14 protein-coding genes and 2 pseudogenes are annotated in these 16,193 nt (G+C 72.7%); 9 read left to right on the forward strand and 7 right to left on the reverse strand.

Annotation, left to right across the window (positions count from 1 at the left end):
- Positions 1-7: 7 nt before the first annotated feature.
- Positions 8-328, reverse strand: coding sequence for an ArsR/SmtB family transcription factor (locus ACWC0C_RS26280; RefSeq protein WP_449193953.1), 321 nt, complete (start codon positions 326-328; stop codon positions 8-10).
- Between the two features lie 84 nt (positions 329-412).
- Here ACWC0C_RS26280 and ACWC0C_RS26285 point away from each other — a divergent pair.
- From ACWC0C_RS26285 to ACWC0C_RS26305, 5 genes and pseudogenes are all read left to right on the forward strand, one after another.
- Positions 413-1,074: pseudogene (locus tag ACWC0C_RS26285) on the forward strand (MFS transporter); the annotation flags it as partial.
- A gap of 76 nt (positions 1,075-1,150) precedes the next feature.
- Complete coding sequence (locus ACWC0C_RS26290; RefSeq protein WP_449193952.1) at positions 1,151-1,648, forward strand: methyltransferase family protein; 498 nt, start codon at positions 1,151-1,153, stop codon at positions 1,646-1,648.
- Between the two features lie 60 nt (positions 1,649-1,708).
- Entirely contained in the window at positions 1,709-1,876 is a 168-nt protein-coding gene (locus ACWC0C_RS26295; RefSeq protein WP_449193951.1) for a hypothetical protein, read from the forward strand.
- 48 nt (positions 1,877-1,924) lie between these two features.
- A complete protein-coding gene (locus ACWC0C_RS26300) occupies positions 1,925-2,938 on the forward strand; it encodes an iron-containing redox enzyme family protein (protein ID WP_450866237.1) in 1,014 nt (337 codons plus the stop codon).
- A 43-nt stretch (positions 2,939-2,981) separates the two neighbouring features.
- Complete coding sequence (locus tag ACWC0C_RS26305) at positions 2,982-3,191, forward strand: CDGSH iron-sulfur domain-containing protein (RefSeq protein WP_449193949.1); 210 nt, start codon at positions 2,982-2,984, stop codon at positions 3,189-3,191.
- A 199-nt stretch (positions 3,192-3,390) separates the two neighbouring features.
- On the opposite strand, the gene ACWC0C_RS26310 is transcribed toward ACWC0C_RS26305, so the two are convergent.
- Positions 3,391-3,825, reverse strand: coding sequence for a protease inhibitor (locus ACWC0C_RS26310; protein ID WP_450866238.1), 435 nt, complete (start codon positions 3,823-3,825; stop codon positions 3,391-3,393).
- A gap of 389 nt (positions 3,826-4,214) precedes the next feature.
- Between ACWC0C_RS26310 and ACWC0C_RS26315 the strand changes: the two genes are divergently transcribed.
- Positions 4,215-4,901, forward strand: a complete 687-nt coding sequence (locus ACWC0C_RS26315) for an alpha/beta fold hydrolase (protein WP_450866240.1) — start codon at positions 4,215-4,217, stop codon at positions 4,899-4,901.
- A 113-nt stretch (positions 4,902-5,014) separates the two neighbouring features.
- On the opposite strand, the gene ACWC0C_RS26320 is transcribed toward ACWC0C_RS26315, so the two are convergent.
- From ACWC0C_RS26320 to ACWC0C_RS26330, 3 genes are all read right to left on the reverse strand, one after another.
- Positions 5,015-6,736, reverse strand: coding sequence for an RICIN domain-containing protein (locus ACWC0C_RS26320; protein WP_450866242.1), 1,722 nt, complete (start codon positions 6,734-6,736; stop codon positions 5,015-5,017).
- 311 nt (positions 6,737-7,047) lie between these two features.
- Positions 7,048-7,425 carry a hypothetical protein gene (locus ACWC0C_RS26325; RefSeq protein WP_023544880.1) on the reverse strand — a complete coding sequence of 126 codons (378 nt, stop codon included), beginning with the start codon at positions 7,423-7,425 and terminating at the stop codon, positions 7,048-7,050.
- Positions 7,426-7,428: 3 nt separating this feature from the next.
- Positions 7,429-7,668, reverse strand: coding sequence for a hypothetical protein (locus tag ACWC0C_RS26330; protein WP_356316855.1), 240 nt, complete (start codon positions 7,666-7,668; stop codon positions 7,429-7,431).
- A gap of 164 nt (positions 7,669-7,832) precedes the next feature.
- On the opposite strand from ACWC0C_RS26330, the pseudogene ACWC0C_RS26335 reads away from it, so the two are divergent.
- Positions 7,833-8,343 (forward strand): annotated as a pseudogene (locus ACWC0C_RS26335) (methylated-DNA--[protein]-cysteine S-methyltransferase).
- Positions 8,344-8,369: 26 nt separating this feature from the next.
- On the opposite strand, the gene ACWC0C_RS26340 reads toward ACWC0C_RS26335, so the two are convergent.
- Positions 8,370-11,468 carry a glycoside hydrolase family 2 TIM barrel-domain containing protein gene (locus tag ACWC0C_RS26340; RefSeq protein ID WP_450866244.1) on the reverse strand — a complete coding sequence of 1,033 codons (3,099 nt, stop codon included), beginning with the start codon at positions 11,466-11,468 and terminating at the stop codon, positions 8,370-8,372.
- A 265-nt stretch (positions 11,469-11,733) separates the two neighbouring features.
- Between ACWC0C_RS26340 and ACWC0C_RS26345 the strand changes: the two genes are divergently transcribed.
- A complete protein-coding gene (locus tag ACWC0C_RS26345) occupies positions 11,734-14,115 on the forward strand; it encodes a SpoIIE family protein phosphatase (protein ID WP_450866246.1) in 2,382 nt (793 codons plus the stop codon).
- An 87-nt stretch (positions 14,116-14,202) separates the two neighbouring features.
- On the opposite strand, the gene ACWC0C_RS26350 is transcribed toward ACWC0C_RS26345, so the two are convergent.
- Positions 14,203-14,739 carry an RNA polymerase sigma factor gene (locus ACWC0C_RS26350; protein ID WP_449194253.1) on the reverse strand — a complete coding sequence of 179 codons (537 nt, stop codon included), beginning with the start codon at positions 14,737-14,739 and terminating at the stop codon, positions 14,203-14,205.
- Positions 14,740-14,798: 59 nt separating this feature from the next.
- Between ACWC0C_RS26350 and ACWC0C_RS26355 the strand changes: the two genes are divergently transcribed.
- Entirely contained in the window at positions 14,799-16,190 is a 1,392-nt protein-coding gene (locus ACWC0C_RS26355; RefSeq protein ID WP_450866248.1) for a serine/threonine-protein kinase, read from the forward strand.
- Positions 16,191-16,193: the final 3 nt, after the last annotated feature.

Raw genomic sequence — 16,193 nt, forward strand, 5'->3', positions numbered from 1 at the left:
GGGGGTGTCAGGTGTCGTCCGACGTCTCGTCGAGGCGTCGGCCCAGGGCGTCCAGGCTGCTGTTCCACAGCCTGCGGTAGGGCTCCAGCCAGGCGTCGAGGGCGGCGATCGGGGCCGGGTCCAGGGCGTAGACGCGGCGCTGCGCGTCCTGTGTGACCCGGACCAGGCCGGCCTCCCGGAGCACCTTCAGGTGCTTGGAGGTGCTGGGCTGGCTCAGTCCGCAGGCCTCGACGATCTCCCCGACGGGGCGGGGGCGTTCCAGCAGGAGCGCGACGATGGCCCGCCGGTGGGGATCGGCGAGTGCGGACCAGAGCGCTGCGTCGGACATGAGATCTAATATGCCTCAGCAGTTATATGCACGTCAAGGAATACACAAGAGAAACGTTGCCGTTTCGCTAAGCCTGCCCACGGATACGTGAACGTGGCCATCGCCGTCGTCGCCTTCGCCGGCGGCTGGATCCTGCTGGGCAACCACCGCGACGCGGCGAACGCCAGGCTCGACGTGTCGGGCACGGTCCTGGTGGCCGCCGGACTGTTCGCCCTGGCCTACGGCTTCTCCAACGCCGAGACCCACGACTGGGGTTCGCCGCTGACCTGGGGCTTCCTGATCGCGGGCGGTGTGCTGCCGGCGACCTTCGCCTGGTGGCAGACCCGGCGACCGGCATCGGCATCGGCCTCGGCTCGCAGTACTCCGGCGCGGTGCTGCCCCAGCTGATCGTGATCGGTGTGGGCCTCGGCCTGGTCAGGCCGCCGGCCATGCAGCTGGCCATCGGCGGGGGCGCGGCGGAGGACGCGGGCGTCGTCTCCGCGGCCGTCAACGCCATGCAGCAGGTGGGTGGTTCGATCGGTACGGCGCTGCTGGACACCCTCGCCACGACCGCCGCCACCAACTACCTGTCCGGCCGGGACGCCACCGGCAAGCCGGTGCGGGCGCAGGCGACGATCGAGAGCTACACGACCGCCTTCTGGTGGTCCGCGGGCTTCTTCGCCGTCGGCGCGCTGCTCGCCTTCCTGCTCTACCGGCGCGGGGTGCCGCGGCAGGACGCCGGAGCCGCACCGGTCGTCCACATGTGACCGTCACGCACGACCGAGCCCGAGGGGCCGCCGTCAGCAGGGAGACGGCGGCCCCTCGCCCTGTCATGGTGGGGGTATGCGCAAGGCGTCGGCGGCGCTCGGCAGCGCCCTGTTCCTCGTCTTCGTCTCGGGCAGCGCGTCCGTGGTGGTGCCGTGGTGGCTGACCGGCGGCTGGCGGGCCGGCCACTGGTGGCTGCCGCTGCGGTTGCTCGGACTGGTCCCGCTGGCGGCCGGCACCGCCGTCATCCTGGCGGCTTTCACCCGGTTCGCCCTCGAAGGGCTCGGCACCCCCGCGCCCGTCGCCCCGCCGGTCCGGCTGGTGGTGGACGGCCCGTACCGGTACGTGCGCAATCCGATCTACGTCGCGGTCGTCGCCGTACTCACCGGGCAGGGCCTGCTGCTCGCCCGGCCGGTGCTCTTCGGCTATGCCGCCGGTGCGTGGGTGCTGAGCTGGGCGTTCGTCCGCTGGTACGAGGAGCCGGGACTGGTGCGCCGGTTCGGTGCCGAGTACGAGCGCTACCGGCGGGCGGTGCCGGCGTGGTGGCCGCGGCGTGCCCCCTGGCGGGGCGCTTGAGACGGTGCGGGCGGGTAACCCGTGGATCAGGACGACGGCGAGGACGGGAGGCGAGAGGCCATGCCGGATGGGAACGGCCACGAGGACCGGACCGAGTCGGCCCTGGAGGAGGTCCTCCGGGAGGTCGAGGAGGCCGAGAGGCGCGACGAGGAGAGGGCGATCGGCGGCCGGGCCGGGGATGCCCTCAGCCCGAACACCGGGGCGCAGGAGCAGGCGGAAGGGGACTGAGGCGGCCCGGACGAGGGACTGCTGGTGCCTTCCCGGGAGTCGAGCCTCATGAACAGCCACGAACGCGGACCCCGGTTGCCCCCGCCCCGAGGCCCGCTCTCGGCCGCGGTCGCCACGTACCTGCGCGGCACGGGCCCCCTCCCCCGCCCCGCCGAGGCCGGGGAAGCGGATCCCTACGGCGATGATGCGCAACTCGCCCTGTATCTCTGCTACGAGCTGCACTACCGGGGTTTCGCCGGAGTCGGCCCGCAGTTCGAGTGGGACCCGGAGCTGCTGCGCGTCCGTGCCGTGCTGGAGCGCCGCTTCCTGTCCGCACTGCGCCGCGGCACGCCGGGTCACGGCAGTCTCAACGAGGCGCTCGCCGCGCTGCTGGCCGAACCGGCCGGAGGCAGCGGGGTCACGGACTTCCTGTGCGCCGAGGGCGAGTTGTGGCACCTGCGCGAGTACGCCGCCCAGCGCTCCCTGTACCACCTGAAGGAGGCCGACCCGCACGCCTGGGTGCTGCCGCGGCTGTGGGGCCGGGCCAAGGCGGCGATGGCGGCGGTGGAGTTCGACGAGTTCGGCGGGGGCCGGGCCGACCGGATCCACGCGCGCCTGTTCGCCGCGCTGCTGGCGGACCTGGGCCTGGAGACCGCCTACGGCCGCTATGTGGACGCGGCCCGCGCGGAGATGCTGGCCGTCGTCAACCTGATGTCCCTGTGCGGCCTGCACCGCGGGCTGCGCGGCGCGCTGGTGGGACACTTCGCCGCGGTGGAGATCACCTCCTCGCCGGGTTCCCGCCGGCTCGCCGAGGCCATGCGCCGCACGGGCGCCGGGCCCGCAGCCGAGTTCTTCTACGACGAGCACGTCGTGGCGGACGCGGTCCATGAGCAGGTCGTGCGCCACGACGTGATCGGCGGACTGCTCGCCGAGGAGCCGGAGCTCGCGGGCGACGTGGCCTTCGGGATCGACGTGACCGAGTACCTGGAGGACCGCCTGGCCGGGCGGCTGCTCGCCTGCTGGCGCGCCGGACGCTCGTCCTTGCACGCACCCCTCGGACCGCGAATGACCCATACATCCTGATGGCCGGGGTACTCGCGCGGTGTGATCGGGCTGGAGGTCGTCCGTGCCGAACGAACCCGCTGACCGGGCCCGCCGGATCAGCGTCCAGCGGCAGGGGCCGCTGCTGGTGGAGGGGCCGGTGGAGGTCGAGTTGGAGGACGGCACCACGGTCTGCTCGGACCGCTTCCGTGTCGCTCTGTGTACCTGCGGGCGCAGTCTCCGCTACCCGTGGTGCGACACGAGTCACCGGCACAAGGCCAAGGACACCGGTTGAAACCGGTGGTTTTTCGCCGCCCCCCGGGAAAGGCCCCCCACGGACCTGCCCGGGGGGCGGCTGTGTGCCCGGAAACCGGCGGGCGGCCCCACTCCGCCCGTCGGCTCCGGTGCGAGATCGCAAGTTCCCCGCCGCGGGGGCCGCACTCCCCGGTTGCGGACCTGTTCCGGCGTGTGCGGGGCCCGTGCGATCCCGGTCCCTAGAAGGCGAAGACGCCGCCGCCCGTGGCGTCGCGCATGCAGGTGTTGCCGAAGGTGCGCTCGTAGGAGACGCGCTTGCCCTGCCAGACGCCCTGGACCGTGACGACGACCGGGTCGTACAGCTTGGTGCACCACACGTCGCCGCTGGGCTTCAGGGCTTCGAAGTCGCCGCCGGTGCCGCGCAGTTCGGCGCAGGCCTGGACGGCGGCCGGGTGGGTGCCGGAGGCCGTGGGGGCGCAGGTCAGGGTGACGGCGCGCTCTGGAGTGGCCGTGGCCGCGTCGTTGCCGTGGCCCGTGGTGAGGACCAGCGCCGAGGGGGCGTAGAGCGACGACGGGGCGGCACTCGGTGCAGCGACGGCGGCCCCGGTCAGGGGTCCGCAGACGGCGGCGGCCGTAAGGCCGAGGGCCGCTGCCCAGCGCGCGGTGTTCCGCATTGTGTGCATCCTTCCGCTCGAACAAACGAGGTGCCGGCCCGGTCCCGGTCGGGCGCCGGGGCGGCGAGCGCCACTCTGCCGAGTCCGCCGTCGAAACTCACATCGAACCCATGGGTTTCGGTAACCTTTCGTGTTGAATCAGTGGCGTGATGTCACGGAATCCACACACCGTGACCCAGTAACTACGCGGGTTCCGCCCTCTGGATCGTGCCGGATGGCCGAAAATCAGCGCTTCGTTAATCGTCCTGAAACATTCCGACTCTGAGCCCTCCTAGCCCCTTCATGACTCCTTGTGTTCATGAAGTGATCACTCTTCCTGCCGGTGCGGGGTGCCTCGACTTCCGTGACCGGAGGGGCGATTGGCACAGTCGTGTTCTAGATTGACCGGCATGACTTCATTCGTACTGGTGGCGGGGGCGTGGCTCGGGGCGTGGGCGTGGGACGAGGTGGCGGCCGAGCTGCGCGCCGGGGGACATGAGGTCCACGCCGTGACCCTGTCCGGGCTCGCCGAGAAGAAGGATCTGCCCGCCGGACAGCAGACCCATGTCCAGGACATCGTCGACGAGATCGAACGGCGGGACCTGACGGACGTCGTCCTGGTCGGGCACAGCTACTCGGGCGTCCCGGTCGGGCAGGCGGCCGAGCGGATCGGGGACCGGCTGCGCCGGGTGGTGTTCGTCGACTCCAACCTGCCCGCGGACGGTGTGTCGTTCCTGGACGGCTTCCCCAGCGACCACATCCGGCAGTCCCTCGCCGAGCACGGGGGTGTGTGGCCGCCCCTGCCCCCGGCGGCCTACGCGGGCCAGGACCTCACGGACGAGCAGATCGGCCGGATCATCACCGACGGCACTCCGCACCCCGGCACCACACTCGGCGAACCGGCCGTCCTCAAGCGGCCGTTGGGCGAGCTGCCGGCGACGTACATCAAGTGCAGCCGCCCCCCGCTGCCCGCCGTGACCGAGGCCCTCGCGGGCGGACGCTGGGACCTGGTGGAGCTGAACACCGGTCACTGGCCGATGTTCTCCAGGCCCCGCGAGCTGACCCGGATCCTGGCCGACGCGGCCACCCGCGACTGAGCCCACGGCGGGCGCGTCGGCGTCGTCGGCCCCGGCAACCGGTCCCGGTGCTCCTGCGGGAGTACCGGGACCGGCGCGATCGTGCTCCAGGGCGAACCCCTGCCGGCACCGCCTCAGGCGTTCTTCGCCGACAGCCTCGCGGGGCGGGCGGAGGGGCCGTCCGTGCCGGCGATCGAGAGGGACCCGGGGCTCGCCGTGGCCGCGTCGGTCGTCCAGCGCTGGGGGGCCGAGCGGTCCCGGACCTTGACGACGAGGTCGGCACCCGCGTTCGCGTCGCTGGGGGCGAGGGCGAGGGTCCGGTCCCAGCGGGGCAGCAACTCGCCCTGCACGGTGCGGTCGTAGCGCACGTCGTCGCCCCGCTTCGTGCCCGCGTCGGCGCAGGTACCGAGGATCACCACTCCGGCGTCGGCGTGCGAGTCCAGGCACAGCCCCGTGTCGGCCGCGCTGCGCAGCAGCCCGTCGGCGTCGTACGTCCACTGCTGGGTGAGTGCCGCCGAGCAGACGGCGAGGACCGTGCCCGCCCCGGACTTCGGCGTGCCCTTGATGTCCAGGCACAGGCCGGCGGCGGCGTTGCGCAGCCGGGTGGGGCGGCCGGCGGCGGGCAGTCCCGCGGTTCCGGGGCTGGTGGCCGAGGCGGGCGGGGACTGGCCGGCGGCGGTGCCGGGGACGGCGCTGGTGGAGGCGACCGGGTCGGTGCCGTCGCCGCCGTCCGGCCACACGCTGACCGCGAGGACGGTCGCCAGCAGCCCCGCCGAGGCCACCCCGACGCCGGTGAGCAGCGTTCTGGAGGACCAGGCGGCGACGGGGAGCCGGGCGAGCGGTCCGGGCTCGCCGCCACGCCGCCGGCCGCGGGACTCCGGGATCCGGGGTTCGCCCTCGCCGCGCCGCCGGGTGCCGGGCAGGGCGGCGCGGGCCAGCAGACCGGGTTTGTCGCGCTTGTCGCCGCCGCGCCGGCGTCCGCCGGAGCGCCGGGAGCCCCCACGGGTGCGGGCGGGGCCGGGGCGGCGGCCGGGGCGTGACTCGAGGTAGCGGCGGGCACCCCAGCCGAGTACGGCCTCGGCGAGCAGCAGACCCAGGGCGGCATCGATGTGGCCCAGCTGCTCTGCGGCATGCCGGCAGTAGGAGCAGGCGGACAGGTGTTCCTGGACATCGGGCAGCAGGGCGCCGCCGCGGCGGATCGGAACGTCGAGCAGGCGGTTGTAGTAGCGGCATTCCTTGCCGGGCGCGAGTTCCCGGTGGGCACGGACCAGGCCCTCCCGGAATTTCTCGCGCGCCTGTTCCAGCGCGACCGTCGCGCTGTCGACGTCCACACCGAGCAGTGCGGCCGGAACGGTTATCGGCTCGGCCTCGACCTCGATGTGCCAGAGCAGCGCCTGCTCCAGTCGGGGAAGGGCGTGAAATGAGCGGTCGGAGAGGGCGCGGTTTTCCGGTATCAGGGTCTTCGCGGCGCGCATACCGCGGCCGCCGGCGGGTTTCCCGAGTCCGGGCAGTACGGCGGTGATCCGCTCGGTACCGGACCAGTTGACCACCGTGTCCCGGACGGCCACGAGCAGCCGGGGTCGCAGCGCCTCGCCGGGTTCGCCGAGTGCGAGCCGGCCGAGGACCTGGTGGAAGGCGGTGGCGGTGACCATGTGGGCGAGCGGTCCGGAAAGGGCAAGGCAGACCACCGCGTAGTCCTGGGCGGGCTGCCAGTGCCGGGCCATCAGCAGGGCGGCGGACCGGGAGGCCTCCGCGTCGGAGCCGGCCCGCAGCGGACCGGCGAGCGACTCGTCGGACTCCCCGGTATCGCCGCCGGGCGGCGGAAAGGGAGGACGAGGGGGGTGGGGGGTGGGCACGGAGCGGGTTCCTTTGGTGCGTGTCATGCGTGCTGCGTTGGTACGTACCTCTGCGGTGCGCGGGAGGGAAATTCGCCGGCGCTGGGCCGATGACGGTTCCGCAAGTGCCTTGAGAACCCCAGATTTTACCCTCCGCACGAGTGTTGCAACCCTTGCACAACTTCCACACGAGCAACAAGGCACCCGCACAACATCGAACGTTTTGAAAGAAAGTCAGAAAACCGCCCTCTGTCGTGCTCCCGTGCACCGGCTTTCCGCATTTCATGCGCCCCGTGTGCCGCGAAACGGGCCGCCGGCCCCGCGGGGGCCGGTCAGATCTGCCAGGAGCGCAGGCGGTCGGCCGCGCCGTACACGTCGGCCTTGCCGGAGATCAGGTCGCGGGCGAGGTCGACGAGGGCGCCGTAGGGCGGGTCGATGCCGACGCCGCTGACGAACATGTAGGCCACGGCGGTCGCGCAGGCGAAGCGGGCGTTGGCCGCGGGCAGGGGCTTGAGCACCGCGAGGGTGTGCAGCAGGGCGGCGGCCCGCCAGGCGGGGTCGGAGTCCACGCCGAGCCGGGGCGGATCCACGCGGTGCCGGGCGACGGCGGCGACCAGGGCGGAGAAGTCGTCGACCGCGGGCTGGTCGGGCAGGACCTCCTCGTGGCGCTGGAGCAGCCAGGGGACGTCGATGTGGATGACGGAGGGCATGCGTCAGGCTGCCTCGTCCTTCGCGGGGGACTCGTCGTCGGGAAAGGCCGCCGCGAACTCCTCGGCGTGCGCGGCGAAGAACCGCCGGAAGGCCTCGGCGCCCTCCTGCAGGGCCCGGTGCCTGGCTATGTCGGCGGCGGCGGCCTCGCGCACGAGGGCCTTCATCGACGTACCGCGCTCCTTGGCGATCTGCCGCAGGTCCTCAAGTTCCCGTTCGCTGAACTCCACATTGAGAGCTGGCATGTCCTCACCGTACCGCTCGGGTACTTACCCGTAAATACATCCAGGTCAGATGCCCTCTCCCACGGTACCTACGGCAGCCGACAGCCATGTCCGATTCCCGCCGGTCACCGGGCGCGCGACGCAGCAGACTCGACAGCAGGGAAGAAACATCGAAGGAGCACCCCATGAGCACTCGCACCGCCCACACCGTCCACCCCAGCCCGCTCGGCGAACTCCTGCTGACCGGCTCGGTCACACCGGCGGGCCTTGCCCTCACCTCGCTCAGCATGCCCGGGCAGCGCGGTGCGCCCCCCCGTCCGCGCGGAGGACCGCGACGACGAACCGTTCGCCGAGGCGCACCGCCAGCTGGACGCCTACTTCGCGGGCCGCCGGACCCGATTCGACCTGCCGCTCACCGCCGTCGGCACCCCGTTCCAGCAGGCGGTGTGGCAGGCCCTTGACGACGTCCCCTACGGCACGACGACCACCTACGGCGAGCTGGCCGCCCGGCTGGGCGTGCCGCGCGCCGACCTCCGCGCGGTGGGCCGGGCCCTCGGCGCCAACCCCCTGCTCCTCGTCCGCCCCTGCCACCGGGTGATCGGCGCGGACGGCTCGATGCGCGGGTACGCGGGCGGGGTCGAGCGCAAGCTGTGGCTGCTCACGCACGAGGGCGCGCTGCAGCCGGCCCTGGTGTGAATGCGGCCCCCCGCCCCTGGCCGGCGCTACACCTCCAGCCGGCTGATGCGCACCGCCCCCTTCGTCTCACCCGGGGAGGCGCTCGTGAGCGTCAGCCGCAGCCGGGAGCCCCGTACCGCCTCGAAGGTGATCACCGTCGGGCTGTCCGAGGCGGTGGCCCACTCGATCTTCGCACCCGTCACCGGGACATGGGCACGGCCGTCCCAGACCGCCACCTCGGCGTGTGCGGGCAGCGCGTGGGTGGCGTCCACCGTGAAGGAGGCCTCGACCCGGTCGAAGGTCCGGGTGCGCCCGAAGTCGACCGACACCCAGTCCTTCCCGCGAGCCCCGCTGAACGCGGGCAGCAGCGCGGTGGCCGACTTGGCGAAGGCGTTGGACCAGCCGGTGGCCGGATCGCCGTCGAGCGTCGCGGCGGGCAGGGTGTCGGGGCGGCCGGAGTAACTGGCGTCCGCATAAGGGTAGTTCACAGGGACCGGGTGGTCGGGCTCGAAGCCGGCCGCCGGGGTGCGGGCCGTCTCGCGCGCCGGGGTGACGCGCGCGCCCACCGTGCCCGTGTGCAGGCCGTCCGCCCGTGCGGTCACCGTCAGCGCACCCGGCTTCGTACCGGAGCGGACGACGGCGAGGGCCTTGCCGTGGAACGCGGTGCGGGTGCTCGCCTGGTAGCGTTCGGCGCTCTCCTCACGGCCGTTGTCGACCCCGGCCAGGGAACCGCCGGTGACGTCGAAGCTGATGAGGTGCTCGGCGTCGGGCACCACCACGCCGTGTGCGTCGACGATCTCGGCGGTGACGAAGACCAGTGAACGGCCGTCGGCGGCAAGGGAGTTGCGGTCGGCGCTGAGGCGTACGGCGTGGGGGGCGCCGGCGGTGCGCAGCACATCGGTGGCGACGACCTTGCCGTCCCGCCGGGCCACCGCCTTCAACTCGCCCGGCTGGTAGGGCACTTTCCAGGTCAGGTGCAGCTTGCCAGCGCTGCCGTTGGGGCTCGTGTAACTACCTGGGTAGGGGCCGCCGGTGAAGGTCTTGTCGTCGCCGGTGGCTTCGGTGGTCTCCAGGTAACCTCGCCCGTCGGTGGTCTGCTTGACGTCGAACTGCCGTACGCCGAGGGACTTTCCGTTGAGGAAGAGCTCGACCGACGGCACGTTCGCATACGCCCAGACCTCGACCGTGGCACCGTCCTCGTGGTTCCAGCTCATCGGCAGCAGATGGACCATCGGCTCGGTCGTCCACTGGCTCTTGAAGAGGTGGTACATGTCCTTGGGGAAGCCGGCCGTGTCGACGGCTCCGAAGAAGGACGCCTTGACGGGGAAGACGTCGTACGGGGTGGGCTCGCCGATGTAGTCGATGCCGGACCACAGGAACTGGCCCGCGAACCACTTCCGGTCCCGGTCCTTCTTGTGCCCGTACTCGCCGCTCATCGTCCAGGAGGCGAGGTTGTTGTCGTAGGAGGACGTCTCCCGTCTGCCCGGGGTGTGGTTCTCGCCCGTGTTGAGGTGTTCCGGCTCCTGGTAGGTGCCGCGGGTGGAGGTCTCCGAGGAGGACTCGGACTCGAAGAGGAACAGATGCGGGTACTTGGCGTGCAGGGCGTCGACGGATCGGGCCGTGTTGTAGTTCAGGCCGAGGCCGTCGAGCCTGGCGAGCATGCGGTCGGCCGCGGACCCTGCGGCGGGCACACCGTGGTACTTGTTCGAACCGATGACCACCGGGCGGGTGTCGTCCGCGGCCTTGATCGCGCCGATGATCCGGTCGGCCATGGCGAGCCCGGCCGTGGAGGTGGAGTCCGGGATCTCGTTGCCGATGGACCACAGGACGACGGCCGGTGAGTTGCGGGCGGCCAGCACCATCTCGGTGGCGTCCTTCTCGCACCACTCGTCGAAGAAGCGGCCGTAGTCGTACCTGGTCTTGCCGGTGCGCCAGCAGTCGAAGGCCTCCACCATCATCACGATGCCCAGTTCCTCGCAGACCTGGATCATCTGCGGCGAGGGCGGGTTGTGGGAGGTGCGGAAGGCATTGACCCCCATCGACTTCATGATCCGCATCTGTCTGCGCACCGCGTCGATGCTGATCGCGGCACCGAGGGCGCCCTGGTCGTGGTGCAGGTCGACACCCTTGATCTTGGTGTACGTGCCGTTGAGGGAGAAGCCCTCGTCGGGGTCGAAGCGGTAGGTGCGGATACCGAAGGGCGTGTGCCGGGTGTCGGTGGTACGGCCCGCGACGCGCAGTTCCGTGTGCAGGGTGTAGCGGTGCTCCGGGGTCGCGAAGTCCCACAACAGCGGCTTGTCGACGGTCAGTTCGTGGGTCTCGGTGGCCCGGTCGGAGACGGCGGCCGTGGTGGACGTACGAGCGACCGTTCGGCCGTCGGGTCCGGTGATCCGGGACAGGACCTGTACGTCCGTGCCGGTACCGGACTCGTTCACGACCGTCGTCGCCACCCGGACCAGGGCGCGGTCGACGGAGACCTCCGGGGTCGTGACGTAGGTGCCCCAGCGGGCCACGTGCACCGGTTCGGTGATCACGAGCCGGGCCTCGCGGTAGATACCGCTGCCCGAGTACCAGCGGCTGCTGGGCAGCTGGTTCTGCACCTTGACCGCGAGCACGTTCGGCGTGCCGCCGTCGGTGTGCACGAGGCCGGTGAGGTCGAGGGCGAAGCCGGTGTAGCCGTAGGGGTGGCGGCCGGCTTGGGTGCCGTTGCAGTAGACGTACGCGTCCATGTAAACGCCGTCGAACTCGACCGAGACGCGTTTGCCGGCGTACGCGGGTGGCAGGGTGAAGGCGAGCCGGTACCAGCCGAGGCCCCCCGGGAAGAAGCCGGTGCCGCTGGTGGTGCCGTGGTCGGTGGTCGGGGTCTGCTCGATGCTCCAGTCGTGCGGGACGGCGACCTCGCGCCAGGCCGAGTCGTCGTAGCCGGGGTCGGCGGCCTGCGCATAGGTGCCGGTCGGGTCGGTGATGCCGCCGGGGTTGGCCAGGGCGAAGCGCCAGCCGTCGCGCAGGGGCACGGTGTGGCGTCCGCCGGTGCCGGCCGGCGCCTCGGCTGCGACGGCGGCCGGGGCCGCCGGGATGCTCGTCAGCGCTCCGGCCGCGGGTGCCGCGGTGGCTGCGACCAGAACCGAGCGGCGAGTGACCGTCATGGCGGCTCTCCCTCATCAGGGCCCAGAAGTACTCACAACTGATCGTGAACAAACAGATTCTGACGGTGTGCCACACACGATCGTCAAGGGTCCGGAACCGCTCGTCCGCCTCCTGGAGCAGATCGACCGGATCTCCCCGTTGACCGTGTTCGACCGACCGGCCGGGTGGACGGTGGTTGCGATTCACGGGAGTCCCCGAAGCACTACGCTGGAACGCGAGAGGTGCCACCTGTTCACTGTGAGTGTGCGCTTGGGAGCGGCGACGATGAGCCGGGTCTATCCGTTCGACGAAGCGGCGACGGCCCGGGCTGTCATCGACGACCACGGAACGCTGATCGAGTGGAACGAGGGTGCCCGGCGTCTGCTCGGCCACCCGGCGGACGCCGTCCTGGGCCGCCCTGCCGCTCAGCTCCTGGCCGGGGACGGCACCCCCGCCGTGCCCACCGGCCCCCGCTGGCAGGGAACGGTCGCATTGCGCCACCGGGACGGCCGTACCGTACCGGTCTGGCTGCTCGCCCACCGCAGACCGCCGCACGGGGCACAGGGCGGCGACTGGCTCGTGGTCACCCCGCTGACCGGCGCGAACCCGCCCGCCGAGAACGACCCGCTCGCCGCGGCGGGGCTGATCCAGTCGCCCTGCGCGGTCGCCGTGTACGACGCGGAGCTGCGGCTGCGCCGGATGAACGACGCGATGGCCGAGGTCATGGGCCTGCCGGAGGAGCGGCTGCGCGGGCTGCGGCTCGCCGAGATCGGCGGCAAGCCGCAGAGCGAGGACCTGGAGCAGGGCATGCTCCAGGTGCTGACCACGGGCCGGCCGCTGGACATGCAGACCGACGTGCACACCGGTGGCGAGGACCGCGCCCACGCCTGGCTTGCCCGGATGGCCCCGGTCAGGGACGCGCAGGGCCGGGTGCACGGGGTGTCCCTGGCCGCGCACGACATCACCGACAACTACCGGGCCCGGCAACGGCTGCAGCTGGTGAACGAGGCGAGCGTACGCATCGGCAGCACGCTGGACGTGACCCGTACGGCCCAGGAACTGGCGGACGTGTGCGTGCCCGCGCTCGCCGACTTCGTCACCATCGACCTGCTGGACCCGCAGGACTACGGCGGTGAGCCCCCGGCCCGCCTCACCGCGCCGGTCAGCCTGCGCCGGGCCGCGCATCGGTCGGTCCTCGACGGCGTGCCGGAGGCGGTGCTGCAGCCCGGGGAGACCGAGGCGTACCCGGCCGGCTCCCCCCAGGCGGACTCGCTGACCGCGGGCCACACGATCACCGCCTCGGTCGCCGTGGGCGAGATGCTGCCATGGCTGACCTGGAGCACCGCCCGGGGCGAGCGGGTGCGCAGATTCGGCATCCACGCCTCGATGGCGGTGCCCGTCCAGGCCCGCGGGCTCACCCTCGGCGTCGCCGTCTTCACCCGGCACCGGCGTGCGGACCCGTTCGCCGCGGACGACCGGCTGCTCGCCGAGGACATCACCACGCGGGCCGCGGTCTGCATCGACAACGCCCGCCGCTTCTCCCGCGAACGGGAGACCGCGCTCGCGCTCCAGCGCAGCCTGCTGCCCCGCACCCTGCCGCGCACGGCCGCGCTGGAGGCCTCCTCCCGCTATCTGCCGGCCGCGCGGGCCGGAGTGGGCGGCGACTGGTTCGATGTGATCCCGCTGTCCGGGACGCGGGTCGCGATGGTCGTCGGGGACGTCGTCGGACACGGCGTCGAGGCGTCGGCCACCATGGGCCGGCTGCGCACGGCCGTGCGCACGCTCGCCGACATCGACCTCGCCCCGGACGAGCTGCTCACCCACCTCAACGACCTGGTGGTCCGGCTGTCGGAGGAGTCCGGCGTCGACGGCAGCCCCGGCGAGATGGGCGCGACCTGCCTGTACGCCGTCTACGACCCGGTGTCCAGGCGCTGCACCCTGTCCCGCGCCGGGCATCCGCCGCCCGTGGTGGTGCGGCCGGGCGGCGCGCCCCACGCGCTGGATCTGGCCGCCGGTCCCCCGCTGGGTCTGGGCGGGTTGCCCTTCGAGTCCACCGAGGTGGACCTGCCCGAGGGCACCGTCCTCGCGCTGTACACCGACGGGCTGGTGTGGTCCCGGGAGCGGGACCCGGACACGAGCCGGGAGCTGCTGCACGAGGCGCTCGGGGCGTACGCGGGCTCCCTGGACGAGACCTGTGACCGCGTCCTGCACACCCTGCTGCCGCCGGGCGGCGCCGCCGACGACGTGGCGCTCCTGCTGGCCCGCACCCGGGGCCTGCCCGCCGCGCAGGTGGCCACCTGGGACATCCCGGCCGATCCGGCGCTGGTCGCGCCGATCCGCAAGCAGGTCGTGGAGCAGCTGGACACCTGGGGGCTGAGCGAGGCCGCGTTCACGGCGGAGCTGGTGGTCAGCGAGCTGGTCACCAACGCCATCCGGTACGGCTCCCGCCCCATCCGGCTGCGGCTGATCCACGACGCGGCCACGCTGACCTGCGAGGTGTCCGACACCAGCCACACCGCCCCGCACCTGCGCCGGGCCAAGACCTTCGACGAGGGCGGCCGGGGCCTGCTGCTGGTCGCCCAGCTCACCCAGCGCTGGGGCAGCCGGCACACCCCGGAGGGCAAGACGATCTGGTCGGAACTGCCGCTGTACGAGGAGGAGCGGTAACGCTGAGGAGGACCGGTAGCGGCGAGGAGAACCGGTAGCGCTGAGGAGATCCGGTAGCGCTGCCCCGCCGCTGCGGTCACACGTCGCTCAGCCGCCCGCCAGCCAGGGCCGTACCTGCTTGCGGGCCTCGTGCAGGCGGGACTTGAGGGTGCCGAGCGGGATGCCGACGCGCTCGGCGACCTCGGCGTAGTCCAGCTGGCAGATGTCCCGGTAGACCAGCGGCGCGACCAGATGCGGATGCGTCCGCTCCAGCCGGTCCAGCGCCTCCAGCAGGTCCACCCGGGAGCCGGCGATGACACTGGTGGTGCGCGGGTCGACGGCGTACGAGGGCTCGATGGCGGCCGGCTGCTCGGCAGCCCGCCGCTTCAGCTCGCGGTACTTCTGCCGGCAGCAGTTGGCGACCACCGTGTACAGCCAGGTGCCGAAGCGGCTGCGGCCCTCGAAGGCGGAGATGTACCGGGCCACCTGGAGCAGCACGTCCTGGGCGGCCTCCTCGGCGTCCTCCCGGCACGGCAGGAAGCGCCCGCAGCGCCGCACCACCTCCGGCCGGATCTCGTGCAGCAGCCGGTCCAGGGCCGCACTGTCGCCCGTGGCGGCCCGCCGGGCGAGGTCTTCCAACGGCATCTGGTCCTGCACGGACGGGCTCCCCTCCAAGTCGATCTCAGGCCAGGCATGATAGTCGTATGCACTACCTGGAGCGGATCGGCCGCTACCGCCTCGCTCGGCCGCTGGGCACCGGCGCGTTCGCCACGGTGTGGCTCGCCCACGACGACGAGCTGCAGGCTCCGGTCGCGGTCAAGGTCCTCGCCGAGAACTGGGCGCACCGGCTCGACATCAGGGACCGGTTCCTGTCCGAGGCCCGGCTGCTGCGCCGGGCCGGCTCCAACCGGGTGGTGCAGGTCTACGACATCGGTGAACTGCCCGACGGCAGGCCGTACTTCGTGATGGAGTACGCCGACGGCGGCACCCTCGCCGACCTGCTGGCGGGCGGTCCGCTGCCGGTGGGCCACGCGCTCGCGCTGACGGCGGAGGCCGCCCGGGCCGCCGCCGCGCTGCACGAGGCGGGCATAGTGCACCGGGACATCAAGCCGACCAACGTGCTGCTGCACACCGCCCCGGACGGCACCCGGCGGGTGCTGCTCGCCGATCTGGGGCTCGCCAAGAGCCTGGCGCAGGCCTCGGTACTCACGCTGGCCGCGGGCTCGGCCGGCTATCAGCCGCCGGAGCAGGCCGAACCCGGCGAGGGCATCGACGAGCGCGCCGACGTCTACAGCCTGGGCGCGGTCGGCTACGAGCTGGTGACCGGGAGCGTGCCGGGCCCGCCGGGCAAGGTCGTACCGCCCCGGCGGCTGCGCCCGCACCTCGGCGAGGACGTGGAACGGGCGCTGCTGCGCGCGCTGGAGCCGGACCGGGCGCGGCGCTGGCCCGGTGCGCAGGCGTTCGCGCACGAGCTGGACAGGCTGGCGGCGGGGCCGCCGGCGCTGCGGTCGGCCCGGCGGCTGGACGGCGTCCGCGGCCGGCTGAACGCGGTGACGCTGGCCCTGGCCGCGGTCCTCACCGCCGCCGCGGCCGCGGCGGCGGTGACCGTGGTGCTCCACCGCGGCGGCGCCACGGACGAGGTGCGGGTCGCGGATGCGACCGGGCGGGTGGTCGTCAAGGTGCCGGCGGGCTTCGGCCACGAGCTGCGGGACTCCGGCTGGGATCCGAGCGCGCTGGGCCTCGGCAAGGGGCACGAACCGGGTCTGGTGGTCGCCGAAGACCTGAGCCGGTGGCCGGATCTGGGGGCGCCGGTGGACGGTGTGTTCGTCGGGGTCAGCGAGCACGGCGATGTCACCGCGAAGGTGAAGGCCCTGGCCCACTCCGGCTGCCACTACTCCGGCAGCCGCACCTTCGCCGACGCCGACTTCCGCGGCCTGGTGCGGGCCTGGAGCGGCTGCCCGGACGGCGGCTCGGTCACGGAGTCGGCGCTGGCCCCGGCGAACGGGGCCGGCCGGCCGCAGGTGTACGTGCAGGTGCGCCAGCGGGGCGACGGGGACGCGACCGAAGGAATACTCCGGTCGCTGACCGTGACCTGATGG

The organism is Streptomyces sp. NPDC001709 (genome assembly GCF_053596375.1).

Excerpts from the sequence above, each read along its gene's own strand:
- ACWC0C_RS26280 (WP_449193953.1), bottom strand. The coding sequence starts at position 328 with ATGTCCGACGCAGCGCTCTGGTCCGCACTCGCCGATCCCCACCGGCGG.
- ACWC0C_RS26290 (WP_449193952.1), top strand. The coding sequence starts at position 1,151 with ATGCGCAAGGCGTCGGCGGCGCTCGGCAGCGCCCTGTTCCTCGTCTTC.
- ACWC0C_RS26295 (WP_449193951.1), top strand. The coding sequence starts at position 1,709 with ATGCCGGATGGGAACGGCCACGAGGACCGGACCGAGTCGGCCCTGGAG.
- ACWC0C_RS26300 (WP_450866237.1), top strand. The coding sequence starts at position 1,925 with ATGAACAGCCACGAACGCGGACCCCGGTTGCCCCCGCCCCGAGGCCCG.
- ACWC0C_RS26310 (WP_450866238.1), bottom strand. The coding sequence starts at position 3,825 with ATGCGGAACACCGCGCGCTGGGCAGCGGCCCTCGGCCTTACGGCCGCC.
- ACWC0C_RS26315 (WP_450866240.1), top strand. The coding sequence starts at position 4,215 with ATGACTTCATTCGTACTGGTGGCGGGGGCGTGGCTCGGGGCGTGGGCG.
- ACWC0C_RS26325 (WP_023544880.1), bottom strand. The coding sequence starts at position 7,425 with ATGCCCTCCGTCATCCACATCGACGTCCCCTGGCTGCTCCAGCGCCAC.
- ACWC0C_RS26330 (WP_356316855.1), bottom strand. The coding sequence starts at position 7,668 with ATGCCAGCTCTCAATGTGGAGTTCAGCGAACGGGAACTTGAGGACCTG.
- ACWC0C_RS26340 (WP_450866244.1), bottom strand. The coding sequence starts at position 11,468 with ATGACGGTCACTCGCCGCTCGGTTCTGGTCGCAGCCACCGCGGCACCC.
- ACWC0C_RS26345 (WP_450866246.1), top strand. The coding sequence starts at position 11,734 with ATGAGCCGGGTCTATCCGTTCGACGAAGCGGCGACGGCCCGGGCTGTC.
- ACWC0C_RS26350 (WP_449194253.1), bottom strand. The coding sequence starts at position 14,739 with ATGCCGTTGGAAGACCTCGCCCGGCGGGCCGCCACGGGCGACAGTGCG.
- ACWC0C_RS26355 (WP_450866248.1), top strand. The coding sequence starts at position 14,799 with ATGCACTACCTGGAGCGGATCGGCCGCTACCGCCTCGCTCGGCCGCTG.